At 66.4% G+C, this 25650-nt stretch carries 17 protein-coding genes; 8 read left to right on the forward strand and 9 right to left on the reverse strand.

Annotated features, from left to right (window positions below):
* Positions 1-59: 59 nt before the first annotated feature.
* The 8 genes from R3E10_12295 to arsN2 form a co-directional block, all read right to left on the reverse strand.
* Positions 60-1442 (reverse strand): trehalose-6-phosphate synthase, encoded by a 1383-nt coding sequence (locus tag R3E10_12295; GenBank protein MEZ4416518.1) that lies wholly within the window; start codon positions 1440-1442, stop codon positions 60-62.
* Complete coding sequence (locus tag R3E10_12300) at positions 1439-3223, reverse strand: glycoside hydrolase family 15 protein (protein MEZ4416519.1); 1785 nt, start codon at positions 3221-3223, stop codon at positions 1439-1441. Before R3E10_12300 ends, R3E10_12295 begins: the two co-directional genes overlap by 4 nt.
* On the reverse strand, positions 3216-4001 hold the full coding sequence (gene otsB, locus R3E10_12305) for a trehalose-phosphatase (GenBank protein ID MEZ4416520.1): 786 nt from the start codon (positions 3999-4001) through the stop codon (positions 3216-3218). Before otsB ends, R3E10_12300 begins: the two co-directional genes overlap by 8 nt.
* 50 nt (positions 4002-4051) lie before the next feature.
* The gene (locus tag R3E10_12310; GenBank protein ID MEZ4416521.1) at positions 4052-5158 is read right to left on the reverse strand and encodes a sulfotransferase domain-containing protein; all 1107 of its coding nucleotides are present in this window, start codon (positions 5156-5158) and stop codon (positions 4052-4054) included.
* Positions 5159-5334: 176 nt separating this feature from the next.
* On the reverse strand, positions 5335-6672 hold the full coding sequence (locus R3E10_12315) for a hypothetical protein (GenBank protein MEZ4416522.1): 1338 nt from the start codon (positions 6670-6672) through the stop codon (positions 5335-5337).
* Between the two features lie 13 nt (positions 6673-6685).
* Positions 6686-9721 (reverse strand): SusC/RagA family TonB-linked outer membrane protein, encoded by a 3036-nt coding sequence (locus R3E10_12320; GenBank protein MEZ4416523.1) that lies wholly within the window; start codon positions 9719-9721, stop codon positions 6686-6688.
* Between the two features lie 352 nt (positions 9722-10073).
* Positions 10074-11480 carry an amidase gene (locus R3E10_12325; protein ID MEZ4416524.1) on the reverse strand — a complete coding sequence of 469 codons (1407 nt, stop codon included), beginning with the start codon at positions 11478-11480 and terminating at the stop codon, positions 10074-10076.
* Positions 11477-12319 (reverse strand): arsenic resistance N-acetyltransferase ArsN2, encoded by an 843-nt coding sequence (gene arsN2 / locus R3E10_12330; protein MEZ4416525.1) that lies wholly within the window; start codon positions 12317-12319, stop codon positions 11477-11479. Before arsN2 ends, R3E10_12325 begins: the two co-directional genes overlap by 4 nt.
* Positions 12320-12448: 129 nt before the next feature.
* On the opposite strand from arsN2, the gene R3E10_12335 reads away from it, so the two are divergent.
* The 3 genes from R3E10_12335 (at position 12449) to R3E10_12345 (ending at position 16701) form a co-directional block, all read left to right on the forward strand.
* Positions 12449-13852, forward strand: coding sequence for a class II fructose-bisphosphate aldolase (locus tag R3E10_12335; protein ID MEZ4416526.1), 1404 nt, complete (start codon positions 12449-12451; stop codon positions 13850-13852).
* Between the two features lie 106 nt (positions 13853-13958).
* Entirely contained in the window at positions 13959-14789 is an 831-nt protein-coding gene (locus R3E10_12340; GenBank protein ID MEZ4416527.1) for a mechanosensitive ion channel, read from the forward strand.
* 226 nt (positions 14790-15015) lie between these two features.
* Complete coding sequence (locus R3E10_12345) at positions 15016-16701, forward strand: sodium:solute symporter (protein ID MEZ4416528.1); 1686 nt, start codon at positions 15016-15018, stop codon at positions 16699-16701.
* Between the two features lie 42 nt (positions 16702-16743).
* Here R3E10_12345 and R3E10_12350 read toward each other — a convergent pair whose 3' ends face one another.
* Entirely contained in the window at positions 16744-17661 is a 918-nt protein-coding gene (locus tag R3E10_12350; protein ID MEZ4416529.1) for a cobalamin-dependent protein, read from the reverse strand.
* A 157-nt stretch (positions 17662-17818) separates the two neighbouring features.
* Here R3E10_12350 and R3E10_12355 point away from each other — a divergent pair, with 157 nt between their 5' ends.
* The 5 genes from R3E10_12355 to R3E10_12375 all read left to right on the forward strand — a co-directional run bounded on the left by R3E10_12355 (position 17819) and on the right by R3E10_12375 (position 25593).
* The gene (locus R3E10_12355; GenBank protein MEZ4416530.1) at positions 17819-18283 is read left to right on the forward strand and encodes a fasciclin domain-containing protein; all 465 of its coding nucleotides are present in this window, start codon (positions 17819-17821) and stop codon (positions 18281-18283) included.
* A 205-nt stretch (positions 18284-18488) separates the two neighbouring features.
* Positions 18489-19994 (forward strand): serine hydrolase, encoded by a 1506-nt coding sequence (locus tag R3E10_12360; protein MEZ4416531.1) that lies wholly within the window; start codon positions 18489-18491, stop codon positions 19992-19994.
* A gap of 247 nt (positions 19995-20241) precedes the next feature.
* Positions 20242-21372 carry an FIST N-terminal domain-containing protein gene (locus R3E10_12365; GenBank protein ID MEZ4416532.1) on the forward strand — a complete coding sequence of 377 codons (1131 nt, stop codon included), beginning with the start codon at positions 20242-20244 and terminating at the stop codon, positions 21370-21372.
* Positions 21373-21374: 2 nt separating this feature from the next.
* The gene (locus tag R3E10_12370; GenBank protein ID MEZ4416533.1) at positions 21375-23258 is read left to right on the forward strand and encodes an EAL domain-containing protein; all 1884 of its coding nucleotides are present in this window, start codon (positions 21375-21377) and stop codon (positions 23256-23258) included.
* Between the two features lie 103 nt (positions 23259-23361).
* Positions 23362-25593: an amino acid permease gene (locus tag R3E10_12375; GenBank protein ID MEZ4416534.1), complete on the forward strand. Its 2232-nt coding sequence runs from the start codon at positions 23362-23364 to the stop codon at positions 25591-25593.
* Positions 25594-25650 lie beyond the last annotated feature (57 nt).

Raw genomic sequence — 25650 nt, forward strand, 5'->3', positions numbered from 1 at the left:
GCAGTGGCGCTGAGCCGCGAACGGGAGCGCGGAGTGCCCCCGCCGGCCCGGAGGCGCTCCTAGGCCCCGGAGGCTGCACACTCCCGAAGGCTCTGCACGAAGCGCGAGGACCACGCATGTACGTCGTTCTTGCGCAGGATCGACATCATGGCCGCATGCCGTTGGCGCCGCTCCTCGACGGGCATCTGGATCGCCTGGTGAAGCGCGTCGGCCACGCCGTCGAGGTCGTACGGATTGACCAGCACGGCATCGGTCAGCTCGCAGGCGGCGCCGGCGAGGTCGGAGAGGACGAGGACGCCCGGATCGTCCGGGTCCTGCGCGGCCACGTATTCCTTGGCTACCAGGTTCATCCCGTCCCGGATCGGGGTGACGAGACCCACCTGGGCACCGCGCATGATGCCCAGCAGCCGCTCCCGGGGCATGCCCTGGTTGAGGTAGTGGATCGGGAACCAGTCGAGCTGCGCGAAGCGTCCGTTGATGCTCCCCGAAAGTTGTTCCAGAGTCTGGCGGATCTCCGCGTAGGCCCGGACCCCCTGACGTGTGGGCGGTGCGATCTGGGTGAGCACGAGCTGTCCCTGGTGTTCCGGATAGAGCTCCAACAGTCGCTCGAAGGACCGGAAGCGCTCCGGCAAGCCCTTGCTGTAGTCGAGGCGGTCGACTCCCAACACGAGCGTTCTCCCGCCGAACGACGCCACCGTCACCTCCGGGCGCGGGGTCACCGACGCCACGGCCTGACGGGCACACTCCTCGACATCGATCCCGATGGGGAACACCTCGGAGTTCGGGTGGGGACTCGACCGGGGGGTCGAGCGGCGGTCGGCCCGGTCGATGGGGCTCAGTCCCGCTGATGTGAGGCAGTTCTGGAAGGAGTGCAGGTCCGGCTCCGTCTGGAAGCCGACCACGTCATAGGCGCAAAGGCTCCGCAACATCTCGCGATGGACCGGCAGCGCCCTCAGCACGTCGTAGTCGGGGAACGGAGTATGCAAGAAGAAGCCGATCGGTTGCTTGGCTCCGAGCCTCCGTAGCTCCGAACCGAGTGGGATCAGGTGGAAGTCATGAACCCAGATGATGTCGTCCGGCTCGAGCCTCGGCAGCAGCGTGCGGGCAAAGCGTGCATTGACCCGAAGATAGAGCTCGAACTCCCTTCGGTCGTACTTGAGGAACCCGAGCAGGTAGTGGAACAGCGGCCAGAGGGCGTTGTTGCAGAAGCCGTTGTAGTATCCCCGGATCTCCTCGCTGGAGAGGTCCACCGTCACATAGCGAATGCCATCGTGCGTGAAGACCCCGGGGGCCTCGTCCGCCCTGCCTTCATCTCCGCTCCAGCCGAACCAAAGGCCACCTGACCCGCGCAGGGCCGACCGCACACCCACGGCGAGCCCGCCGGCGACCTCCTCGCTACGTGGGTCGGGCACGCGATTCGAGATCACTACGACCCGGCTCATACCGCATCCTCCCATGGCCTGCTCAACAGCATCGCCGAATGGATGATCCCCATCATGCTATAGGTTTGTGGGAAATTGCCCCAGAGTTCGTGCGTGACTGGATGGAGATCCTCCGACAGCAGTCCGACACGGTTTCTGCGAGCCAGCAGGTGCTCGAACAGCTCCCGGGCTTCTTCGCGGCGACCAAGGGCTACGAGGGCGCTGATGAACCAGAAGGTGCACACCGTGAACGCAGTCTCGGGCGCACCGAAGTCGTCATTCGCGGAATAGCGGAAGAGGTAGTCACCGCGGCGAAGCTCCTTCTCGATGACTTCCACCGTGCTGCGGAAGCGCGGATCGTCCGCCTCGAGGAAGCGTAGATCGTGAAGCAGCAGCATGCTGGCATCCAGCGAGTCTCCGCCGAAGCTTTCGACGAAGGCCCCACGTTCCTCGCTCCATGCCTCCTTGCAGATCGCGGCGTGCAGACGATCGGCCTCCGCGCCCCAGTGAGCGGCGCGCTCGTCCAACCCCAGGACCCGGGCGATGCGGCAAAGCCGGTCGCAAGCAGACCAGCACATGACCGCCGAGAACGTGTGGACCCGGGCGCGGCCCCGGTACTCCCAGGGTCCCGCATCGGGCTGGTCGAAGCGGCGCACGGCCTCTTCTCCAAGGACCTCGAGGCGATGGTAGGCATCGACCCCGCCCGAATGGACCAGACGCTCGTCGAAGAACGACTGCATCGAGGCCAGCACGACCGCCCCGTAGACGTCGTTCTGGATCTGCTCGTGCGCCTGGTTTCCCACGCGCACCGGCCCCATTCCACGGTAGCCGGGAAGGGAATCGAGAATGCGTTCCTGCAAGCGGGCGGAGCCGGTAATTCCGTACACCGGCTGGAGGTGGTTATCCCCGGACTCGGCCGCGATGTCCATCAGGAACCGCAGATAGGACTCCATGGTCTTGGTGGCTCCCAGCCGGTTCATGGCTCGTACGACGAAGTACGCATCCCTGAGCCAGCAGTAGCGATAGTCCCAGGTACGGATCGTGTCTGGGGCTTCGGGGATCGAGGTGGTCATGGCGGCCACCACCGCGCCCGTGTCCTCGAAGGTGCACAGCTTCAGCGTGATGGCCGCCCGGATGACGGCTTCTTGCCACTCCAGCGGGATGGTCAAGCCGCGCACCCACGCCTGCCAGTAGGCCGTCGTCTGCTCCAGGAAGCGCCGACCCAGAACGGACGGTGCCTCGGTGACCGGCTCATCGGGCCCCAGGATCAGCGTGATGGGTTCCTCCAGCACGAAGGCCCGTTCCTCGAGCACGGCGGATGTCGAGGCGTCGGTGGTCAGGCGTAGCACCTGATCCTCGAGCAGGTAGCGGATGTGGTTGCTGCCCTGCGTGAGGGTCGGGGCGCGACTGCCGTACTGGGCGAGGGGACGCAGTCGGATACGGATGTGCGGAGTGCCGACCAGCGGCCGGATCCGACGGATCAGCATCGCGGGTCGATAGCTCCGTCCGAACAGGGGAAAGCGAGGGGCGAAGTCCACCACCTCGATCTTCCGACCTTGATCGTCCGCAAGCACCGTCTCCACGATCGCCGTATTCCGACGATAGGCCTGCTCCGTTTGTTGAAGACCGCGGAGTTGCACGTCGAAGAATCCCGCCGTCGGTTCCTCGGCGTTCTGCAACAGAGAGCAGAAGACGGGATCGCCGTCGAGGCGGGGAAGGCACGTCCAGACCATTCGTGCCTTCCGGTCCAGGAGGGAGGCGATCTGACAGTTGCCGATGGCTGCGAGATCGAGGTCAGGCATTGGGATCGGGGCTCGAGTCCAGAGTGGTTGAGCGGGCGTTGAGGAGGTCGCGCAGCCAGTCGTACACGGCCACGACGCCGGAGAGGTGATAGCGAGCGACTCCCGGATCGGTGGCGCCCACATGGATGGACAGTCCCTCCAGCGCGTTGACGGCAGCGAAGCCAGCCTGGTCGGTCTCGTCGTCCCCGAGAAAGACAGGAGTGCGACCCGCGAAGGGTGCGCGGCCCATCAGCGTTCGGATGCCGTCTCCCTTCGTGCGCGTGCCCCAGCGCACCTCCGCGACCATCTTGCCCAACTGCACCGTGGCGGGCGCCCCCAGCAGGGCGCGCGCAGCGCGGATCTCCTGCTCCACGGGCCGCTGTTGCCAAGGTGCGAGACGGTAGTGAAGTGCCAGGGAAGCCCCCTTGTCCTCCAACAGCACCCCGTCACGGCCCCGTGCGAAGTCCTCGAAGCGCTTCCGCAGGACGGGCCATTCCCTGGGTAGGGTGGGTCGGTGGATCGTAAGGTCCGCGTCGCGGAGCTCCAGCCCATGGGTTCCCACGGCCGGGAGAACGAGTGGAGCGAAAAGCGTATCCAGGTCGGCGAGGGCGCGCCCACTGACCAGGGCCAGCGCATCGTCGAGGGCGGTCCGCAGCTCGACCAGCAGCCCTCGCAGCGACGGGGGTATGCGGACTTCCTGAGGCCGGTCGGCGATCTCCACCAGGGTACCGTCGACGTCGAGGAACAGGGCCCAATGCTCCGGCGGAGCAGGCAGGCCGGGTGAGGGCAGTGGGTCCATGATAGCGGGGTTGGGCCTCCGGGTACGGGTGGATCCGTCGGACGGGAGGGTCAGGAACTCTTCACCACGTCGGGGTACCGCTGGGCCAGCGGGTACGTCCCGTCCTTCATGTCGGCAGCCACCCAGGTGGCGATCCGGGCCCGGACGTCGGCGGGGACGTCCTTGTGGCGATCGGAGGTGCCGCGCACGAACAGTTGTGCGTCCGTTTGCAGGATGTGCGGCGGGTGCATCTCGAACGCGTTCTGGTTCTCCTGCATGTACGCGAAGCCGCTCTTGCGGACGATCTCCGCACGCTCTTCGTCGGTCAGGGGTTCCATGCCCAGGAAGGCTGCCACCTGGTCGACCACGCGGCCCAGATCCTTCTTCATGTCTTCGAAATGGACGAAGAGCACATTCGGTTCGGACTGGGCGCGTTCCCACCAACCCTGCACGTGGTCGGTCCAGGTGCCCCACCACATCCACTCTGGCGAGCGGAACCACTCTTCGACGAGGGAGAGGGGAGGGGCCATCCGCCCCACGTTGGTCGCGATGAAGTCGACACAGCTGGCGAAACAGGAGACGGGGTGGCGCGCCACATAGATGTAGCGGGCCTCGGGACTCCAGGGGAGCAGCGTGACAGGCAGGTGGGTCTTGATGATGCGTGAGGGTCTCTCTTCACCCACCAGCGGTGCGGCTTCCATGGATACCGTCTTGCGAGCCTCGATCCAGGGGGAGATGGCGTGGAGCGTAGTACCGCCTTCGACGATCCGTCCGCGGCCTCGGCCCAGCACTTCGTGCACGACCTGGAGCATCCAGGTGGTTCCGCACTTCATCTGCGTGACTACGAAGACGTCCTCGGGACCGGGGGTATACTCTTGAGCCTTCGCGAAGCTGTCGGCGCTGCAGGTGCCCCTGGGCCCGGCGACGCCGTTCTGCTGGAAGCTCGCCTTCTGGAACGTGAAGGTGGAGAAGCGGCCGACCAAGCGCAGGACGGGAAAGAGCAGGCGGGCGTACTGCCGCAGCTTTGCCTTGAAGGCCTCCCGCCCCTCCGGCGGAAGGCCGTAGTAGCCCACCCCCAGTGTCTGCTGGTCCTCCCAGGTCAGGACTACCGCCAGGAGGATGAACTGGGCAAGGAGGAACAGCCCCAGCACCGCGAGGGCCAGGAGGATCCAGAGCATGCGTGTCGCGGGGTTCGAGGGTGGCTCCGGCCGGTCGGCCGAGTGCCGCAAGTTGTCCGGCAGGACGCGTGCCGTCCAGCCGGGCCTGCGTCGCAGCCGTGTGCCTCGAACGAGAAACGGGGGGCGCGGCCTTGGGCCGCACCCCCCGCATCACACTCCCTGCCAACGATCCCTGATCAGGGGATGCTGACGTTCGGGTTGCCCTCGTACTCCTCGAGTGGCATGGGGTAGCAGGTCGCCGAGCCATAGTCTCCCCACTGGGTGGTGGGGTGGGTGCCCGACGGGAACATATCGTCGCCCTGCCGCAGCCAGCGTCGCAAATCACCCAGGCGAGAGCCGTTGAGGAACAGGTCGCGACCGCGTTGGTCGCGCAGCTCCATCATCAGCTCGTCGCCGCTGAGGTTGACTGGCGCCTGATTCCCGAAGGCGCGGCGGTCGTTGACGAACGCCAGCGTCTCGGGCGTGGGGCCCAGCGCCTCGTAGTAGTTGTGCTGCGCCTCCAGGCCCGACGCGAACGTGATGTCCGTGCCCTGCCCGAAGTCCGGCGGCCTCCCACCGGTGGCGAAGGTCTCTCCGTTGTACTCGGAGAACATCAACCCCTGCTTGGGCGTGTAGAGCTGCGTCAGCCGGTTGTGACCCAGCCTCCAATCCGGCAGGTGCTGCACGCGCGGATCGGTGAGGAACGCTTCGAGATCCTGCGTTCCGAAGTTGCCGGGACCGCCTGCCAGGAAGTGCGGGTGCATCCCCAGCGAGTGATTGGCTCCCACAACGCGGGCTTCCAGCACGTTGTAGGTCCGCGGGTCGGTGGCCGAGTACTCCACCCAGCGACGGTAGTCCGCCGGCACCTGGGGCGCGATGGCGAGCACCTGGGCGTTGTTGCCCAGGTTCAGGTGGGCCCGCGAGAGCCCCACGCGGATCATGTTGACCAGGTCGGCGTCTCCGGCCGCTTGCGCGACCGAAAGCGCCTCGTCGAAACGATCCACGGCAAACTGGTAGAGCTGCAACGGCTGATAGATGTCCGAGCCCACGTTCACCGTCGCTTCACACATGGCGTCGGCCAGCAGGATATAGGAATACCCCGCATAGGCCAGCACCGTGGCCATCCGCCCGTCCGAGCTCGGGTTGGCCAGCAGGTCGCGGAAGCGGCCAGCGATGCTGTCCGCCTGCGCCCGGGCCCGGCTCAACTCCGAGAACATGAGGTCGGCGTCACCCTCGTCGAAGCGAACGATCCGCTGACTCAGGCGAGCCGTCTGTTCCCAGTTGATGCCCGTGATCTGCTCGTCCGTGAACATGGTTCCCCGCCAGACGAACGGATCCGAGTAGGCGACCTGAAAGTCACCCACCACGCCGTTGACGAGCACGTTGACGAGGGTTGAGTCCTGCAGCAGCTCCTCGTTCAGCTCCGCCGGATTGTTCACCTCCAGCAGGTCGTTGACCGAGCACGCCGAGCCGACCAGGGCCAGGGCCGCGACCGCGGTCGCCAGCCATCCCCTCCGGTTTGGTGTCTTTGTCATGGTTGCTCCTGTCCTAGAACGCGAACCGGAGGCTGAGCGCGAAGCTCCTCAGCATCGGGATCGAGGCGTAATCCGTACGATTGAATCCGGAGAGCGAGTCGAAGTTGACTTCGGGGTCGGGTGAGCCCAGACCCTCCTGGTCGAACTTGTACTTCGTCCACATCCACAGATTCCGCGCAGACAGGGTCAGTGCCGCGTTGTCGACGCCGGTCTTCTCGATCAAGCTCGAAGGCAGATCGTAGGTAGCCGAGATCTCGCGCAGCTTGATGAAGTCTGCCTGCTGGATCCACGTCTTGGTCTGAAGGCTCTTGGCCACTGCGACATCCACCGGGTCCGAGTCCGGGTTGTTGATCAACCACGTGTTCTGATCGATGCGGCTGCGGACTGAGCAGATGGCGCACCACTGGTAGTGGCCACCCTTGTAGTCCAGGTTGGCGAACAGCCGGATGTTGTCGAACAGCGTCACCGTGTTGGTGAACCCGATCTCACGGGTCGGCAGCGACGGGCCCACGTACTCCTTGTCGCTCGCTACCGTCACTCCGCCGCTTCCCGTCAGTACCGGCGCGCCGCTGGCGTCCCGCACCACGTCCGTGCTCCAGAAGCCACCCATGGGATAGCGCGGGATGTGACGCTGCACGGTGGCGAACTGCCCGAACTCGATCTGTTCGATGGGCGCGTCACCGAAGGTGACCAGCTCGTTGGAGTTGGTCGACAAGGCCACGGTCGCGTCCCACTGCAGGTTGCGCGTGTAGACAGGCGTAGCGGTCAGCAGCACCTCGATGCCGCTGTTGGCGATCTCACCCACATTGGCGTAGTGCACACCGCTGAAGCCCGACGACGGCGGATCCGGCACCTGGATCAGCGCGTCCCGCGTCTTCTGGTTGTAGTAGGTGAAGTCGAGCCCCATCCGGCCGTCCAGGAACGAGGCCTCGAAGCCCAGCTCCAACTCGGAGCCGGTTTCGGCCTTCAAATCCGGATTCCCATAGGACGAGGGTCGGAGCAGGTTCACCACCTGGTCACCCAGGGTGGTCACGCCCGCGTCGAAGGTCCGATCGGCCGTGAACGGATCGGGCGGGCTGCCGGCCTGACCCCAGGCGCCGCGCAGCTTGAGCTGATCGATCCAGCCCACGTCGAAGAAGTCCTCGTCCGAGATGACGTAGCTGAGCTGCGCCTTCGGGTACACCACCAGCGAGAAGTCCTGTCCGAACGCAGAGTTGTCGTCGATGCGCACGGCCGCGGTGGCGAACAAGCGGTTCTTCCACCCCACCTGCTCCTGGAAGTAGAAGCCCAACGAGGTCTGCTCGTTCAGGCCCTGGCTGGCCCGCGTGTTGGCGGCCGTACCCACCAGGTTGATCTGACTGGCCACCAGGCCCTCACCCACCGTGGTGAACGACTCGAACTTGCGGGCGTTCAGCTGCATGCCCGCGCTGAAGGCGCTCGAGTAGTTCTCACTCAGATCCGTCGCGACGGTCCCCGAGTAGTCCACCGTCCAGGTGTGCACATCCGGCAGGAAGATGTCCACCACGCCGGTGGCGTTGGTGGCACCCCAGGGCGCCTGGCCCGTCTGGTCGATGGGGTAGAACTCGGTGACGTTGCGATCGTTGTTGTCCAGGCCGAGGACGAGACGGTTGGAGAGCCAGGAGAACGGCTCATAGTTGACCGTCGCACCCAAGGTGAAACGCTCGCCCCGGGTCTGTAGATCGTACTGGTTGGCCAGATCGGGGCCGAAGCCGCGGAATCCTTCCTCCCACGGATCGTTGGTCGCGCGGGCGCGCCCACGATAGGCGTTGCGCAGCACCGAGTTGGACGAGTTGTTGGACAGGGGCTGGCGGATGTGCTGCCGCACGTAGCCCACGTTCACGTTGAAGTTGAGTTGCTCGGACGGCGTGAAGCCGAAGTTGGCACGCCCGCCCTGCCGCTTGGCGAAGTTGTTCAGGAAGATGCCCTGTTCGTCGCCCTTCTCGGCGGAGATGAAGTAGTTGAACAACTCACCACCGCCCCGCGCCGAAACATTGAAGGCGTATTGGCCGGGGCCATTGGAGTCACTCGAACCTTCGTTGCCGCGCACCGCGTTGGGGTGGCGCGTCATGGGATCGTCCATCAACACCGTACCGGCGGCCAGGCCCTGACACCCCGGATAGATGGCAGCATTGGTGACCTGGGAGGCCGTGCACTGCCAGTAGGTGATGGGCCGGTCGAGCACCCAGTCGGAGGTGCCGACGTCCATGCTGGCCGTCCACTGCATGCCGGTGCCGGGGCGGCCCTTCTTGGTGATGATCTGGATCACGCCGGACGCGGCTTCGGCGCCGTACAGCGTCGCCGCGGCCGGGCCCTTGATCACCTCGATCGACTCGATGTCGTTCGGGTTCAGGAAGTCCAGCGCGTTGGTGCAGTGCACCACATTGTTGCACTGCCCACTCTGGTTGCCGCTCTCGATGCGCACGCCGTCGACGAAGACGACCGGCTCGAAGCGGCCCGACAACGAGCCCGACCCGCGCAGGCGGATCTGAGAGCCGTCACCCGCGCCACCGCCGTTCGACACGAGCGTCAAGCCGGGAGTGCGTGCCTGCAGGAGCTCCTGCACGCTCGTCACGGGCACTGCTTCGGTGACCTCGCCTGCATCGAACTTCTGGACCGAGTTGCCGATGGCGCGCCGCTGCGTCTGGCCCGCCGTGCCGGTGACCACGATCTCGTCCAGCTCCAGCGCCTGCTGGCTCATCGCGAAATCGAGCGCGGCCGTCTGGCCCGCGGCCACCGTCACCTGCTGCTCGACCGTGCCGTACCCGAGGATCTCGACCCGCACCACCTGCGGGCCCGTGGGGACGTTCAGGACGAGGTATTGCCCGCTCGAGTTGGCCAGGCCTCCACGGCCCGTACCCACCACGAGGACCTGCGCGCCGGGGAGTGGCCGCAGCGTCACCGCGTCGGTGACCTGCCCCCGGATGTTACCTGTCGCCTGCTGTGCCGCCGCGGTGTCCGCTTGGGTCAGGCTGGCGCTGGTCGCCAGGGCAAGTAGCCCCAGCAACGTTCGGACGCCGGTGGTTTTCATGGCGCCTCCTCTTCCTCCCGATGAGGGTCGTGAAGGAGCGGCACCTTTCCCGGAACAACCGACGCGCGAACTCCAAGGTGCCAGCCAAGCATTGTGACCCGGCGCCCACGCCCCGGCAGCTCCGCAAGGAGCGGAACCGCCCCAGAACAGACGAGAAACTGGATGGAATCGCTGCGTCAGACAAGGAAAACAACATTTCATACATGCGGTGATGTTCAAGGTGAAAGTCTGGTACGGAAATATTCGTTGCATTACGTCGGCCGAACGGGGTCTCTGCTTCGGGGACGGGACGCTGCGACGCCGGCTGCTTCGGCGGGTGTGACGTCAGTCTAAACTACTGATATGAAACGTTTTAGCTCAGACGGGCCGGCCGGCCCAACCGCTGAGCCGGGGTGCCGAGCACCCGCTCGACCGCCCAGGCGGCGGCCAGCAGCTCCAGGTCGGCGCCCCCGCGGGCGAACAGCTGAAGGCCTACGGGCAGCCCGGTTGCGTCCAGTCCGGCGGGCAACGACAGCGCGCAGAGGTCGAGGTAGCTGATCGGGGTGGTGGCTCGCAGGCAGGCCCGGTTCACCACCACATAGCGGTCCAGATCCGCCACTTCCCCCTGGGGAGGGGGAGCGATGGGCACCGTGGGTACTGCGGCGACATCGACATCGGCCAGCCAGGCCTGAGCCGCTTCCGCGTGGCGCAGCCGTCGGTTCGACTCCGACACATAGTGCGTGGCGAGTACGGAGCGGCCCGGGGAGATGCGGGTCCCCACGGACTCGTGCAGGAGCGGCCACCACTCCGGGATGTGGTCGTCGATGCCAGCTGCGCACTCTACCGCGACCAGGCCTGACTCGAGATAGGCGCTGGAGGCTTCGTCGAAGGGGCGGCCGTCCAACTCCACCAGCCGGGCACCGGCTCGCTCCAACTCGGCGAGCGCCGAGCGCACCCCCTGCGCCACGCCGGGTTCGGCCTCGCTCCAGAGCGCAGAAGCAGGGACGCCGATTCTCAGACCCCGCACCCCTTCCGACCGCGCCAGGTCGCGTTCCGCCTCGGCGGGTCCGCCACAGTAGGGATCGACCGTGGCGAAGAAATAGATCTGATCACGGACCGAGCGGGTCAGAGCGCCGACCGTATCGAGAGTCCCGCTGAGTGGAAAAACGCCGTCGGTGGACCAGCGGCCTCGAGTGAGCTTGTGCCCGACCACACCGGTCAGCGCTGCGGGGATGCGAATGGATCCGCCGGTGTCGGTGCCCAGCGCGATCACGGCCGATCCCTCCGCAAGGGAGACCCCCGCGCCACACGAAGAACCACCGGCGATCCTCTCCTGAGCCCGGTCCCAGGGGTTCACCGGGCTGCCCCAATGCGGATTCGTGCCCACCCCGCCGAAGGCCAACTCGACCGTGTGGGTCTTGCCCACCAGGACGCCTCCTGCCGATCGGCAAGCACGTACCAGGAACCCCTCTCGCTCCCAGCGGCTGGGCAGGCGTCGTGCTGTCCCCGCGAATGTGGGCAGACCCTCCACCCCATACAGGTCCTTCACCGAGATGGGGAGGCCGAAAAAGGGGGACGTCGCGGGGCCCGCCGTGTCCGATTCCAGCGCCGCGCTGCGGGCTCGGGCACCGTCGCTGTCGAAGCATTTGTAGGCCCGCAGCTCCCGACCCAGGGATGCGTGGCGCTCGACAGCCTCCTCGATGAGATGCACAGCGCTGGTCTCGCCGCGCTCGAGCATGCCGTGCAGCACAGCGAGGTCCCGATCCAGCGGAGAGCTCACGCTGCCCCTTCGTCGCGGAACGTCATGGCGATCGCGCTCGCCGGACACGCGCCCCTCAGCTCCTCCGAGGCCCCCAGCGCGGCGGGCAGTGTAGCGCGATCGACCGTGTGAAACCCCATGCGCGCGAAGAACCGCTCCGCCGTGGTGGTGAGCAGGTGCACGCTGGTCGCCCCGGAACCGAAGGCGCGTGCGATCACGCGCCAGCACAGCTCCTCGCCCAGGCCCACACCTCTCCACGACGGTGCCGTGACGACGGAGCGCAGGAGGGCCGCAGTGCCGTGTCGCTCGACCGCGGCGCAGGCAATGGGGCCATCCGCATCGGAATGCGCGACCAAGGCATTCCGCCAGGCGGTGTCCAGGCCCGACAGGGGAAGCGACGCGCCCGTGAGCAAACCCTCGACGGCCGCTCGATCATGTTGATCCCCCTCCGCCACCCGTAGAGATGGGCCTCCGAGCGCGAGGTCGTAGAACGGCGTGGTTACATCGACGCCCAGCCCGTCCGGGCCGGCGATCGAGACAGAAAGCAGGGACGTTCCCCGCGAGCTCCGCTCGGACGGTCCACTCCAGGTCGCACTGGCGCGCTTCACGTTGCGCAGAAGCGGGCCCAAGGGTCCGCTCCAGCGGACGCTCAGCCCAGCGGACGGGTCTCCGGCGGAGGCGCCTCCGAGGGTGGGCTCGCAGTGGACCTCGGCGGCCTCCCAACTCAGGGCGACGCCGCCGGTTGGACGCGCTTCGAGCGCTCCGCCCAGGAGCCGCTGCAGGAACGTGGTTGCACGGCCCACGTCCCTGACCGGAAAGACCATGGGATCGACTGCGAGCACGGAATGGGCTAGGGACATCCGGGAGCATCGGGGCATCGGTGTCGCTGCGCCAGAGGGCCTTGCCCGCCTCGACGCATCGGCATCACAATTGCTTGGCTGCCCCGGTGTCCGGCCGCGCCGTTCCGCCCCTTTCTCCGTCCCGAAGCCATGAAGACCTATTTCGATTCCGCCGTGTCCGTGCAGGACAGCTCGGTGACCGTCAACGACCCGGCCGTGCTGGCCACCCCTGCCATGGACACCCTCGTGCGCGATGCCGTGTTCGGCACGGAAGCCGAACGGGAGGATGCGCGCTGGCTGATCTGGGAGCTGGCGCAGGCCGTGGGCGTGCGGACCTCGTCCATTCACGATCTCTACATGGCCCGGGGTCGCGGAGAACTGGAGGGCTTTACCGTTCCAGCCATCAACGTGCGGGGCGCCTCCTACGACACGGCCCGCTCCATCTTCCGCACGGCCAAGAAGATGGATGCCGGAGCCTTCCTTCTGGAGATCGCCCGTTCGGAGATCGCCTACACCGCCCAACGGCCCGCGGAGTATGTCGCCGTGATGCTGGCGGCGGCGCTGCGGGAGGGGTTCAGGGGGCCTGTGTTCGTCCAGGGAGACCATTTCCAGGTCAACGCCAAGAAGTACGTCCAGGATCCCACCTCGGAGGTCGATGCCGTCAAGCAGCTCATTCACGAGGCCATCGATGCCGGCTTCTACAACATCGACGTCGACACCTCGACGCTGGTGGACATCGAGAAACCCACGTTGGACGAGCAGCAGCTCCTCAACTACCAGATCTGCGCCGAGCTGACGCGCACCATCCGCGAGCTGGAGCCCGATGGAGTGACGGTTTCGGTAGGTGGGGAGATCGGTGAAGTCGGTACTCAGAACAGCACGGTGCCCGAGTTGAGAGCGTTCATGGACGGCTACAATCGTGCGCTCGAGGAATCGCTGCCGGGAGGCGTCGGTCTCTCCAAGATCTCCGTGCAATCCGGGACCACGCATGGTGGCGTGGTGCTCGCGGATGGTTCGATCGCGGATGTGAAGATCGACCTCAACACGCTGGAGGAACTCTCGCGCGTGGCCCGGGACGAGTACGGCATGTCCGGCGCCGTTCAGCACGGCGCCTCCACCCTGCCGGACGACGCCTTCCACAACTTCCCCCGGACCGAAACGGCCGAGATCCACCTGGCGACCAACTTCCAGAACATGCTGTACGATCACCTTCCCCAGAGTCTCCGCGACGAGATCTACGGATGGCTGGATGAGAACACCGCGTCGGAACGCAAAGCCTCGGATTCCGATGAGCAGTTCTACTACAAGACTCGCAAGAAGGCTCTGGGCCCGTTCAAGCGACAGCTCTGGGATCTCTCGGCGGACGTGAAGGCGTCCCTCGCGGCTGCCTACGACGAGAAGTTCGCCTTCCTCTTCACGCAGCTGGCGATCGGCGGCACACGCGCCGCCGTGAAGAAGACGGTCAAACCCCTGCAGATCCACCGGCCGCGGCCGGGAACGCCAGGTCACGTTACCGTGAGTGCAGCTCCGGACGACGCCGACCTGAGCGATTGACGCAAGAAGCCGGGTCGCTTCGCCTCTCGCGCTCGTGGCGGCAGCAGTCAGTCCTTAGGTTCAGGGCTGGGAGCCGCTCCGGAAGACACGTGCGTGGAGGACGAGAATGGATTGGCTGCAGGGGAATTCCGCTGAGATACTGAGGGCCATGACCGTGCTTGCGGCTACGCAGGCCGTCAATGTGGTCGGCGCCATCGTGGTCCTGATCGTGGGGCGCTTGGCTGCGGGGTGGATTCGTCGCCTCGTCGCGGGTGGCCTCCGCCGGGCTGCGCTCGACGAAACCCTGGTCCCGTTCCTTTCCGGGATGACCTATTTCGCCGTGCTGGCCTTCACGGTGGTGGCGGTGCTGGGGATCTTCGGCGTGCCGACGGCGTCCTTCGTTGCCGTGTTGGGAGCTGCGGGCCTGGCCGTGGGTCTGGCCCTGCAAGGCTCTCTCTCCAACTTCGCCGCCGGCGTGATGCTGTTGGTCTTCCGGCCCTTCCGGGTCGGCGACGTGATCGAGGCGGCGGGGACCTTGGGTACGGTACGCCAGATCGGTGTATTCTCCACCGAGGTGGACACGCTGAACAATATCAGGGTGATCCTTCCCAATTCGACGATCTACGGCGATAAGATCGCCAACCTCTCCGCGAACGAGCTGAGGCGGGTCGACATGCTCTTCGGCGTGTCGTACCAGGACGACCTGGGAGTCGCGAGGGAGACCATCGAGCGGATCGTGCGCGCCCACCCGCGGGTGCTCGAGTCGCCCGCTCCGACGGTCGAGGTGAGTGCCCTCGCCGAATCGTCTGTGAACTTCGTGGTGCGTCCCTGGTGTCGCACCGAGGACTACTGGACCGTCCACTTCGAGCTGCACCGCCACCTGAAGGAGGGCTTGGAGAGCGCCGGCTGCTCGATCCCCTTCCCGCAGAGAGACGTCCACCTGCACCAGGTCGCCTAGCGTATCGTCGAGCCACCGGGGCCTTTCCCAGGGCCGGAGGCGCCTTGCGTGCCTCCGGCCCGACTCCCAAGCTCGGGCGTCGCTTCCAACCCACCGAGAGGTTCAGTGGACACCGATTCACCTGCTCGCGCCCGTCTTCGCGCCACCCTCCTGAGGGTGCTGGCTGTGCAGGTCGTGACCCTGGTGGTGCTCTGGTTCCTCCAATCCCGATACGGAGCCTGATCCGGTGCATCCGGTCAATTGGCTCATCGTGATCGGGTACGTCGGCTACGTCATGTGGGACGGGATCCGGCGTGCCAAGGGGACGCGGGAGATCGAAGGCTACTTCCTGGCCAATCGCAGCCTGCCCTGGTGGGCGGTGGGCCTATCGGTGATGGCCACCCAGCTCTCCGCGGTCACCATGATCGGGACGACCGGGCAGGGGGCTACCGACGGGCTGCGCTTCGTTCAGTTCTATTTCGGACTACCCATCGCCATGGTCATCCTGGGTGTCACGTTGGTGCCCTTCCTCCATGGTGCTCGGGTGTACACCGCCTACGAGTACCTGGAGCGCCGCTTCGACGCGAAGACGCGCTCCCTGACGAGCTTCCTGTTCCTGATCTCGCGGGGCCTCTCGTGCGGGACGATCATCGCGGCACCTGCGGTGGTGTTCTCAGCGGTCTTCGGCTGGAGCCTCGGGGCCTCGGTCATCCTGATTGGTGTCCCCACAGTGGTCTACACCGTTCTGGGGGGCGTGCAGGCAGTCACCTGGGCAGACGTGAAGCAGATGGTCCTGATCGTCGTAGCGCTGCTCTCGATCATCGTGGTCCTGCTGCTGAACCTACCGGTCACGCCTGACGATGCCTTGCGCATCGCGGGCTCCACAGGTCGCCTCCAGACCTTCGACTTCTCCTTCAACCTCAACGAGACCTACACGTTCTGGTCGGGGGTTCTGGGCGGGACCTTTCTGATGTTGTCGTACTTCGGAACCGATCAAAGCCAGGTGCAGCGATATCTGACCGCGCGATCCGTGGATGAGGCGCGCTCGTCCCTCCTGATCAGCGCCTATTGGAAGATCCCGCTGCAAGCGTTGGTTCTGTTGGTCGGGGTGGGCGTCTTCGTGTTCTATCTCTTCAAGGCGCCGCCCCTGCTGTTCAATCCGGATCACGAAGCTCGCGTGCGTGCGGAAGCCGGCGTGGAGTACGCAGCCTTGGAGGCCCGCTTCCAGTCGGCGTTCGAGGCCCGGGAGACGGCGGCGCGTGGGGTGGCCGATGCGCGGCAGGCGGAGGACGAGCCGCGGGCGTCCGCGGCCATGGTCGAGTTCCAGGCACACGAAGCGGAGGTCGGAGCGATCCGCGTGGAGGCGCTGGCGCTGGCTGAAGAGGTCACAGGTGAATCGGCGCGGGACGTCAACTACATCATCCCGGCGTTCGTGCTGCACGAACTGCCGATCGGCCTGACCGGCCTGTTCATCGCGGGAGTCATGGCGGCAGCGATGTCCAGTGTCGCCGCGGAGCTCAATTCGCTCTCCACAGCGACAGTGATCGACTTCTACCGAAGGTGGATCAAACCCACCGGCAGCGATGCCCACTTCCTGAACGTCTCCAAGATCGTGACCGCGATCTGGGGAGCGTTCGCCTGCGTGGTCGCGACGTATGCAGCGACCCTGGGCTCGTTGATCGAAGTGGTCAATCGCTTCGGGTCGTTCTTCTACGGGTCGATCCTGGGGGTTTTTCTGCTGGCCATGCTCCCGCGCGCACGGGCCCTGGGGGCCTTCGTCGGACTGTTGGCAGGGATGTCGGCCGTGGCGGCGGTCAGCTTCCTCGCTCCCTCTGTGTCGTTCCTGTGGCACAACGTGGTGGGGGCGCTGACCGTGATGGCCGTGGGTTGGGTGATCAGCCTGGCGGCGCCCGGGTCACCTCGGCCTGCCTGACGGGGCGGCCAGGGAGCCGACCACGTGGGCTGCCGGTTGGCGTCACTGTCCGGCGGGCAGCGCGCGGAAATCGTCCAGCCCGCTCGCCCGCGCGATCCCCGCGAGGTCCTCCATGCCAGCCAGTCCCTCTGCCGCCGGCCCTCCGACGATGATCTGAACTCCGGAATCGAGCTGCCTGCGTAGCTCCAGGAGATACTCGCGGTGTGCCGCGTCGGTGCGGACGATGCTCAACCCTACGGCGCGAGCACCGACGCTACGGGCGGCCTGGGCGAGGGCGTCGGCCGGGAGATCCGGGCCCAGGTAGGTGACCTGCCACCCCGCAGTGGCCGCCGCCACGGCGGCCATCATGGCCCCCAGCTCGTGGCGCTCGCCGCTGGGCGTGGCCAGCACCAAGCGAGGGCCCGCGCCTCCGCCCCGCGATGTCGCGTCGGTCATCCACGAGAGGATCCTGCGCAAGGTCGCCGAGGCAATATGTTCGTGAGCCGGGCTGATCTGACCGAGGGTCCAGGCCTCGCCCACCCGGACCAGGAGCGGACGCACGATTTCCTCGGCGAGGCCCTGGAGGCCGCGCGCCACGGCCGCTCCCCGGAGCAGCGCCTCCAGCGTGTCGGCGTCCAGCCGGGTGATGGCCACCCAGGCTCGTTCGATGGTCTCCGCGGCCGCAGCGGCTCCGCTCGGCGGCGGGCCCCCGGTCGAGGTCCATCCCACACCCAGGTCCTCAGCCACCAGCGCTTGAAGGTCCTCGTCCGAGAGCCCCGCCAGCTGTTGGATGGAACGGCCCCCTTCAGTCGCGCGGCGAAGGAGGGTCAGTCGGTCCACCTGGGCGTCCGAGTACAGCCTCTGTCCACCCTGGGTGCGCTCGGGCAGCACGGCGGCGTAGCGACGCTCCCAGGCCCGCAGGGTGGCCGGGGTCAAGCCGGCCCGTCGCGCGGCCACACGGATTGGATGTCGACTCATCATGTCGGCTCCTCGAGGGGTCGTTGAACATAACATTGGACAATCTGTTGACAACGACCCCCTATAAGCTGTACAATAACTGTACAAGACTTGAACGCGCCCTAGGGCAGGGGCGCGATAACCCTGGGAGGGCGGAATGAGAAAGGCGATTCCCATGTTGATGCTGGCCCTGGTGTTCGGGGGAGCGAACGCAGTGCAGGCGCAGCACATGGATCATGAGAAGGACATCGTGGATACGGCGGTGGCGGCCGGCTCCTTCTCGACGCTGGCTGCGGCCCTCGAGGCTGCGGGCCTGGTAGAGACGCTGAAGGGGGCGGGCCCCTTCACCGTGTTCGCCCCCACGGACGAGGCCTTCTCCAAGCTCCCGGCCGGGACGCTGGAAGCCCTGCTCGCGGACAAGGAAAAGCTCACGGCCATTCTGACCTACCATGTGGTTCCGGGCCGGGTCACCTCCTCCGACGTGGTCAAGCTCGACTCGGCCAAGACCGTGAACGGTCAGTCGGCGGCCATCTCGGTGGAGGGTGGTACGGTCATGATCGACGGAGCGCGCGTCGTCACCACGGACATCCATGCGTCCAACGGAGTGATCCACGTCATCGACGCGGTGATCCTGCCGCAACCGTAGACGTTCCTCAATGCAGGAAGGCCGTCCGCGTCCCGCGGCGGTCTGGGCGGTGGTCCGGGTGGGGGCGCCCGGCCACCGCCGCTTTGCATTCCGGAGCCGGAGTCGGTTCCACAGTCGGATCGTCGACGCCCGGCTTGCCCCCCGTGCCCCCCGTGGCCCAGGCTGTTCCGATTGTCCGCACCGTTCTACTTCAATCGGAGTTCGCATGGGCCCGTCCCTCCGCCGCTTCGCGACAGCGATCACCCTGCTCCTGCTCGGCCTGCCGCGAACGGGCCTCGCCCAAGCTTTCCCTGTCGAGGAGTTCGACGCCTATGTGCGCAAGGCCGTCTCGGACTGGGACGTGCCGGGCCTCGCCGTCGCCGTGGTCAAGGATGGTCAACTGATGTTCGCGCGCGGGTACGGCGTCCAGCAGTTGGGCCGAGCGGGTGCCGTGGACGAGCACACTCGCTTTGCCATCGGGTCAACGACCAAAGCGATGACAGCAGCGGCACTGGCGATGTTGGTGGAGGAGGGGAAGCTCGACTGGAACGATCCGGTGATCGACCACCTGCCCTGGTTCCGCCTCCAGGACCCGTGGGTCACCCGGGAGATCCGGGTCATCGACCTCCTGACGCACAACGCAGGACTCGGAAACGCGGATTTCCTCTGGTACGAGCAGGACGCCACCACGCGCGACCTCCTGGAGCGCCTGCGCTATCTCGAGCCTGCCTACTCCATGCGTAGCGGGTTCATCTATCAAAACCTGATGTATGCCACTGCGGGAGAGGTGATCGCGGCGGCCAGCGGAGTGCCTTGGGCCCGCTTCATCCAAACGCGCATCCTCGAGCCGCTGGGCATGCGGGATACGCGCACGACGTTGGCAGAAACGGAAGGGCAGCCCAACGTGGCCGGGCCCCACTACCGCCTGGACGGGACGGTCGAACGGATCGAGAACGCCAGCGTGGATCCGGTGGCGGCCGCCGGGTCCATCTGGTCGAGTGTACACGACATGTCGGTCTGGTTGCGGTTCCTGCTCGCGGGTGGGGTGGCGGCCGATGGGCGACGGCTCCTCGAACCGAGCACTGTGGAGTGGCTGTTCACGCCCCACTCGCTGGTGGAGCCGGAGGACTTCTATCCGACGCAGGAGCTGACCCACCCGCACTGGACCACCTACGGGCTCGGGTGGTTCCAGGCAGACTACGAAGGGCGAAAGGTCGACTTCCACACCGGGAGCATCGACGGAATGGTGGCGATCGCCGGCCTGCTTCGCGATGAGGGGGTGGGCGTATACGTGCTCGCCAATCGGGACCACGCCGAAGTGCGTCACGCCCTCATGTATCGCGTCTTCGATCTCTACGACCCGGAGGCGCCACGCGATTGGAGCGCGGACCTGCTTGCGCTGTACGACCGACTCGACACCGAGCAGGCGGAAGCGCAGGCGCGCCGCAGCGCGGCTCGCGCGGCAGACACCGCGCCATCTCTTCCCCTCGACGCCTACGTGGGTACGTTCACTCATCCGCTGTACGGCTCCGTCCGTATCGAGCGGGACGGAGCGCGACTTCTGGCCCGCTACGGTCGCCTGCAGGGGACTCTGGAGCACTGGGAGCGGGAGTCGTTCGACGCGCGTTGGAGCACACGCTGGAGGGGCACGACGCGGCTGACCTTCGTGCTGAGCGGGCCGGAGGTCACGGGCGTGGAGGTGGGTGGCTACACCTTGCCGCGTTCGCCTTGATGCGACGTCCGCCCTCGGTCCTCGCCGGGCCTCCCCTCCCCGCAGTCTAGGGCGGTTCCTCCCCCGGTACGGAAAGATCTTCCGGGGTCGATGGGGCACAGGGGTCCCTGGACCAGGGAGGGGCCCCCATTCCTGGCCGCGGGCTGCCGGGTCCGCTCCTTGCCCAAACTTCGCTCTCCGTGGGCCGATACTCCCCAGGGAAGGGGGGCGTGCGCCCCTCGGGAACGGACCCAATGGGAGCAGAGGCATGAAGGTCGAGCAGATCCGGTGGACGCCGGAAGAGGGTTGGGCGTTCGGAGCAAACGGTCGCTCAGCCGACCTGTTGTTGGTCTTCGGCGACCGTGAGGCGCTAGAGGGAAGCTCCGCCCTCACCGACCTCGCCGAGCGGCATCCCCAGGCGGGCATCGTCGGATGCTCGACCGCCGGGGAGATCCTCGACACGACCGTCACAGACGGAGACATCGTCGCCACGAGCGTCCGCTTCGACAGCACGCGTGTGCGAATCGCGTCGGCGCCCATTTCGGCAGCTGCGAGCGGTGCGGAGCTGGGCCGCCATCTTGGAGCGCAGCTACCCCACGAGGGGCTGCGCTATGTGTTGGTCCTGTCCGAGGGCGTCTCTGTCAACGGCTCGGAGTTGTCGAAGGGACTGACGGCGGGCCTGCCGCCGGGCGTGTTGGTGACCGGTGGGCTCTCTGGTGACGCCGCGTCCTTCAATCGCACGGTCGTGGTGTCGGGTGGACGCACCTGCGACGCTACCGTCGTTGTGGTTGGCTTCTACGGCGACGCACTACGCGTCGGGCATGGCTGCTTGGGCGGGTGGGATCCGTTCGGGCCGGACCGGGTGGTGACACGCTCCGAGGGGAACGTCCTGTACGAATTGGACGGACGCAGCGCCTTGAATCTCTACAAGACCTATCTCGGTGATCACGCCGCACGGCTCCCGTCCAGCGCGTTGCTCTTTCCGCTCAGCATCGACGCTCCCGACAAAGAGGGCACTCTGGTGCGAACGGTGTTGGCGGTGGACGAGGAGCAGCAGACCATGACGTTCGCAGGTGATATCCCAAACGGCGCGCGCGCCCGCTTCATGAAGGCGAACTTCGATCGTCTCGTGGACGGTGCCCATGGTGCGGCCGCTGCGTCCCTGCAGACCCTGGGTGGCGTCGGCGCGGAGCTGGCCATCCTGATCTCGTGTGTAGGTCGCAAGTTGGTACTGGACCAGCGCATCGAGGAAGAGGTGGAAGGCGTCCGTGAGGTGCTGGGGCCAGAGGCTGCCCTGACAGGATTCTACTCCTACGGGGAGATCTCTCCATTGACCTCCGGCACCGCTTGCGAGCTCCACAATCAGACCATGACCGTCACGACGCTGTCCGAGAGCTGATCTTGCACCCGCTGCTGCGCCGCCAGGTCAAGAGGGCGTTCGGCGAGGGGACCGAGCCCGATCCAGAGCTCACAAAGCTACTGGAAGCCGTTTCACGTGCGTATGAGCAGGCCGACGGCGATCGGGCGATGTTGGAACGAGCTCTCGACCTGAGCTCCAGCGAGCTCTTCGCGTCCAACAGTGAGTTGAGGGACCTGGTCACCCTGCTCGAGGTGACGCTCGACTCCACGGAGGACGGCGTGCTCGTCATCGGCCGCAAGGGCGAAGTCGCGCGTTGGAATCGACGCTTCGCCGCTCTCTGGCGGCTCGAGCCCGAGGAGATGGCGACGGACGGAGACGCACTGGCTGACGTGCTGGCCAAGAAGCTCCTGCGACCTCAGGAGCTTCAGATGGCCATTCGACAGGCGATCGTCGAGCCCGGCGAGCTGGTGACTGCCGTTCTGGAACTGAAGGACGGTCGCTTCGTGCAGGTCACCAGTCGGGGTCAGAGCGGAGAGCGGCAGGCGGGGATCGGGCGCGTGTGGAGCTTCCACGATCTGACCGAGATCAAGCAGGCGGAGAAGACCATCCGCCACTTCGCGTACCACGACGCGCTGACCGGCCTGCCCAATCGCGCCTTGTTCGAGGATCGCCTGAGTGTGGCCCTGACCCGCGCCCGCCGTACCAGTACCGTCTTCGCGCTGCTGTTCATCGACTTGGATCGATTCAAGAACGTCAACGACACGCTGGGGCACTCCGCGGGGGACCAGTTGCTGCGCGAGGTCGCCGGACGGCTGCAGGAGCATGGACGGAGCGGAGACGTGTTGGCCCGCTTCGGCGGAGACGAGTTCGTCTTCCTTCTGCAGAACATCCGTTCGGCGGACAACGCCCGTCGCGTGGCAGGCCGTCTCCTCGAGTCGATGCGTCCCCAGTTCGAGCTCGAAGGACGGCGTCTCCACGTTACGGCGAGCATCGGCGTGGCCATGTATCCAGCCGACGGACAGGACCGTGAGACCCTGCTGCGCAAAGCGGACGCTGCGCTCTACAGCGCCAAGGACCGAGGCCGCAACACGTGCGACCTCTACCGCTCCGAGATCGACGCCGACAGCTACGAGCGCCTGATCCTGGAGAACGAGCTTCGTGCCGACCTGAAGGAGGGGCGCGTCGACATCGCGTTGCAGCCCATCTTCTGCGCTCAGGACTTCAGTGTGCGGGGCGGAGAGGCGCTGGCACGCTGGACGCGTCGGGGGCAGCCGGTGCCTCCCGGCCGTTTCATCGCCATCGCCGAGGAGTCCGAGCTCATCGACGAGCTCGGCGAGTACGTCCTGGAGAAGGCGCTGCGGGAGGTCCGTCGCTGGACCGAGGCGGGTCATCCGGACGTACGCGCCTCCGTCAACGTGTCTCCGCGGCAGCTTCAGCGTGCCGGCTTCGAGAAGCGGGTACTCGAGATTCTCGACGAGACCGGTGTGGCACCCGGGCGGCTCCAGCTCGAAGTGACCGAGTCCCAGTTGATGCAGACGGGATCGGTCGGGCTGCGGACGGTGAATGCCTTGAAGATGATGGGCATCCGCGTGGCTCTGGACGACTTCGGAACCGGATATTCCTCCCTGCGCCACCTACGCGAGCTGCCGATCTCCACGTTGAAGATCGACCGATCCTTCATCAAGAACGTGGCTACGGACTCGCGTGACCGAGATCTGGTGGCGACGGTCGTGGCGTTGGCTCACTCGATGAACCTGGTGGTCGTGGCCGAGGGAGCCGAGGACATGGACCAGGTGCGCACGCTGTCGGAGGTGGGCTGCAACGCCATCCAGGGCTTCGCGCTGGGCAGGCCGGAGACGCCCGATCAGTTCTTTGCTCGCCTGAACGAGCAGAAGCAAGGCCGTCGCGAGCCCCGGTCGGCCTGACCGGCCCGAACCGCGCGGCGCCGGGCTGGAGCGGACGTCGCGGAGCAGCCGCGGAGCGGGGGCGCTGGACGAGCTCCCCCGCGGACGGACATCTTCACCCGTGATGACCGACGCGAGCCCCGCCACCCAGCCGGCCGAGCGCGGGCACGGCTTCGGCACGGGCCCGGTGTTCCTCGCCAGCCTGAGCACCATCCTGGGTGCGATCCTCTTCCTGCGGTTCGGCTACGCGGTGGGTCACCTGGGACTGCTGGGGGCGATCGGCGTCATCCTGCTGGGGCACGCCGTGACCGTCCCAACGGCTCTGGCCCTCGCCGAGATCGCCACCAATCGCCGGGTCGAGGGCGGGGGAGAGTACTTCATCGTCTCCCGGTCGTTCGGCCCCTCGATCGGGGGCTCCATCGGCGTATCTCTCTACCTCTCTCAGGCCCTCTCGGTCGGGTTCTATCTGATCGCCTTCGCCGAGGCCTTTCGCCCGCTCGTACCCTGGTTCGAGTCCACGCTCGGCGTGGGGTTCGACCCCCGCATGGTCTCGGTGCCCTCCCTGTTGGTGTTGGCGGGCCTGGTGTTGGTGCGTGGGGCCGCGCTGGGCGTGAAGGCCCTGTACCTGGTCGCGGCCGTCCTCGCCCTCTCCCTCGTGTTGTTCTTTCTGGGTCCGCCGGCCGGCTCTGAGCTCGCCTCGGGGTCGTTGCTGAGTCACGTGGCCGACCCGGATCCCTTCATTCTCGTCTTCGCGATCTGCTTCCCCGCCTTCACCGGCATGACCGCGGGCGTCGGATTGTCGGGTGACCTCGCCAATCCCCGACGGTCCATCCCCATGGGGATCCTGGGGGCCACGGTGGTGGGGATGGTGGTCTACCTGGCCGTCGTCTGGAAGCTCGCCGCCAGCGCGCCCCCGGAGGCGCTCACGGGGGAGCTCGTGATGCAGGACATCGCACTGTGGGGGCCGATCATTCCGATCGGCCTGGCCTGTGCCACCCTTTCTTCGGCCGTCGGCTCGATCCTCGTTGCTCCCCGTACGCTGCAGGCCATCGGGCAGGATGGGATCCTGCCCCTTCGCCGCCTCAATGGCACGCTGGCGGAGGGCGTCGGTCACACCAACGAGCCCCGCAACGCGACCCTGGTGACATCCGGCATCGCGCTCGGGGTGACTCTGCTCGGCTCGGTGGATCTGGTAGCCCGCATCATCTCCATGTTCTTCATGGTGACGTACGGGGCGCTGTGCGCGATCTCGTTCCTGGAGCACTTCGCCGCTCGCCCCTCCTACCGGCCCAGCTTCCGGTCCAAGTGGTATCTGAGTCTGTTCGGCGCCGTCGCCTGCATGCTGCTCATGCTGCAGATGGATCTGGTCTATGCGCTCCTGGCGATCGCCGTGATGGCGCTGCTCTACTGGGGGATCAGTCGATCCGAGTCGGGTCGAGACGACCTGGGCTCCATCTTCGGTGGAGTGATGGCCCAGGCGAGCCGCTATCTCCACATCAAGCTCCAGTCCACCCAGCCTTCCGACGACTGGCGGCCCAGCGTGATCATGATCACGCCGCGCACGTTCGATCGCACCTCGCCGCTGCGGCTTCTGACCTGGATGTGCCATCGCTACGGCTTCGGCACCTACCTGCACTTCATCCAGGGCAGGCTGGACCGGCGGACCTTCGAGCAGAGCGCCGAGGTCCAAGCACGGCTTCTGGCGTTGGCCAGCGAGCAGCACTCAGGCATCTTCGTCGACACCATCATCAGTCCGTCCATGGCCTCGGCCCTGGCCCAGAGCCTCCAGGTCCCCGGGGTCTCGGGAATCGAGAACAACACCATCCTCTTCGAGTTCTCCATCCACGATACTCCAGAGGTGTTGGAGGAGCTGCAGGGGGGGCTGACACTCGCCGGTGTGCCCCACATGAACCGGATGGTGCTCCGACACGGGGACACGTTCTTCGGCAACCGTACGGCCATTCACGTCTGGCTGACCTGGCACGACTACCGGAACGCCAATCTGATGATCCTGTTGGCGTACATCCTGCTCGGGCATCCGGACTGGCACAACGCCGAGATCAGCGTCTATGCTGCCTTTCCGGAGAGCCAGGCACCTGAGCGAACCGCGGAGCTGCTGGGCATGATCGAGACGGGCCGCCTTCAGATCAGCACAAAGAACGTCCAGGTGATCGCTACGGACGACCGCGTCGACTTCGGTCGGTTGGTGCGAAACCACTCTTCCGTGGCGGATCTCGTCATCCTCGGTTTCACCGAAGCCAAGCGGAAAGAAAAGGGCTCGGAGCTCTTCCGGCGCCACGAGGACCTGAGCGACGTACTGTGGGTGTCGGCCGCTCGCCCCATCGAGATCGAATGACGAGGCGCCGGGGCCACATGCAGCGGTTCGCCCGGGCGCTGCGTCCCGCTGGGAAGG

It is taken from the genome of Gemmatimonadota bacterium (genome assembly GCA_041390105.1).
Taxonomy (GTDB): Bacteria; Gemmatimonadota; Gemmatimonadetes; order Longimicrobiales; family Gaopeijiaceae; genus JAGQIF01.

Excerpts from the sequence above, each read along its gene's own strand:
- R3E10_12295 (MEZ4416518.1), bottom strand. The coding sequence starts at position 1,442 with ATGAGCCGGGTCGTAGTGATCTCGAATCGCGTGCCCGACCCACGTAGC.
- R3E10_12300 (MEZ4416519.1), bottom strand. The coding sequence starts at position 3,223 with ATGCCTGACCTCGATCTCGCAGCCATCGGCAACTGTCAGATCGCCTCC.
- otsB (MEZ4416520.1), bottom strand. The coding sequence starts at position 4,001 with ATGGACCCACTGCCCTCACCCGGCCTGCCTGCTCCGCCGGAGCATTGG.
- R3E10_12310 (MEZ4416521.1), bottom strand. The coding sequence starts at position 5,158 with ATGCTCTGGATCCTCCTGGCCCTCGCGGTGCTGGGGCTGTTCCTCCTT.
- R3E10_12315 (MEZ4416522.1), bottom strand. The coding sequence starts at position 6,672 with ATGACAAAGACACCAAACCGGAGGGGATGGCTGGCGACCGCGGTCGCG.
- R3E10_12320 (MEZ4416523.1), bottom strand. The coding sequence starts at position 9,721 with ATGAAAACCACCGGCGTCCGAACGTTGCTGGGGCTACTTGCCCTGGCG.
- arsN2 (MEZ4416525.1), bottom strand. The coding sequence starts at position 12,319 with ATGTCCCTAGCCCATTCCGTGCTCGCAGTCGATCCCATGGTCTTTCCG.
- R3E10_12335 (MEZ4416526.1), top strand. The coding sequence starts at position 12,449 with ATGAAGACCTATTTCGATTCCGCCGTGTCCGTGCAGGACAGCTCGGTG.
- R3E10_12340 (MEZ4416527.1), top strand. The coding sequence starts at position 13,959 with ATGGATTGGCTGCAGGGGAATTCCGCTGAGATACTGAGGGCCATGACC.
- R3E10_12350 (MEZ4416529.1), bottom strand. The coding sequence starts at position 17,661 with ATGATGAGTCGACATCCAATCCGTGTGGCCGCGCGACGGGCCGGCTTG.
- R3E10_12355 (MEZ4416530.1), top strand. The coding sequence starts at position 17,819 with ATGCTGGCCCTGGTGTTCGGGGGAGCGAACGCAGTGCAGGCGCAGCAC.
- R3E10_12360 (MEZ4416531.1), top strand. The coding sequence starts at position 18,489 with ATGGGCCCGTCCCTCCGCCGCTTCGCGACAGCGATCACCCTGCTCCTG.
- R3E10_12365 (MEZ4416532.1), top strand. The coding sequence starts at position 20,242 with ATGAAGGTCGAGCAGATCCGGTGGACGCCGGAAGAGGGTTGGGCGTTC.
- R3E10_12375 (MEZ4416534.1), top strand. The coding sequence starts at position 23,362 with ATGACCGACGCGAGCCCCGCCACCCAGCCGGCCGAGCGCGGGCACGGC.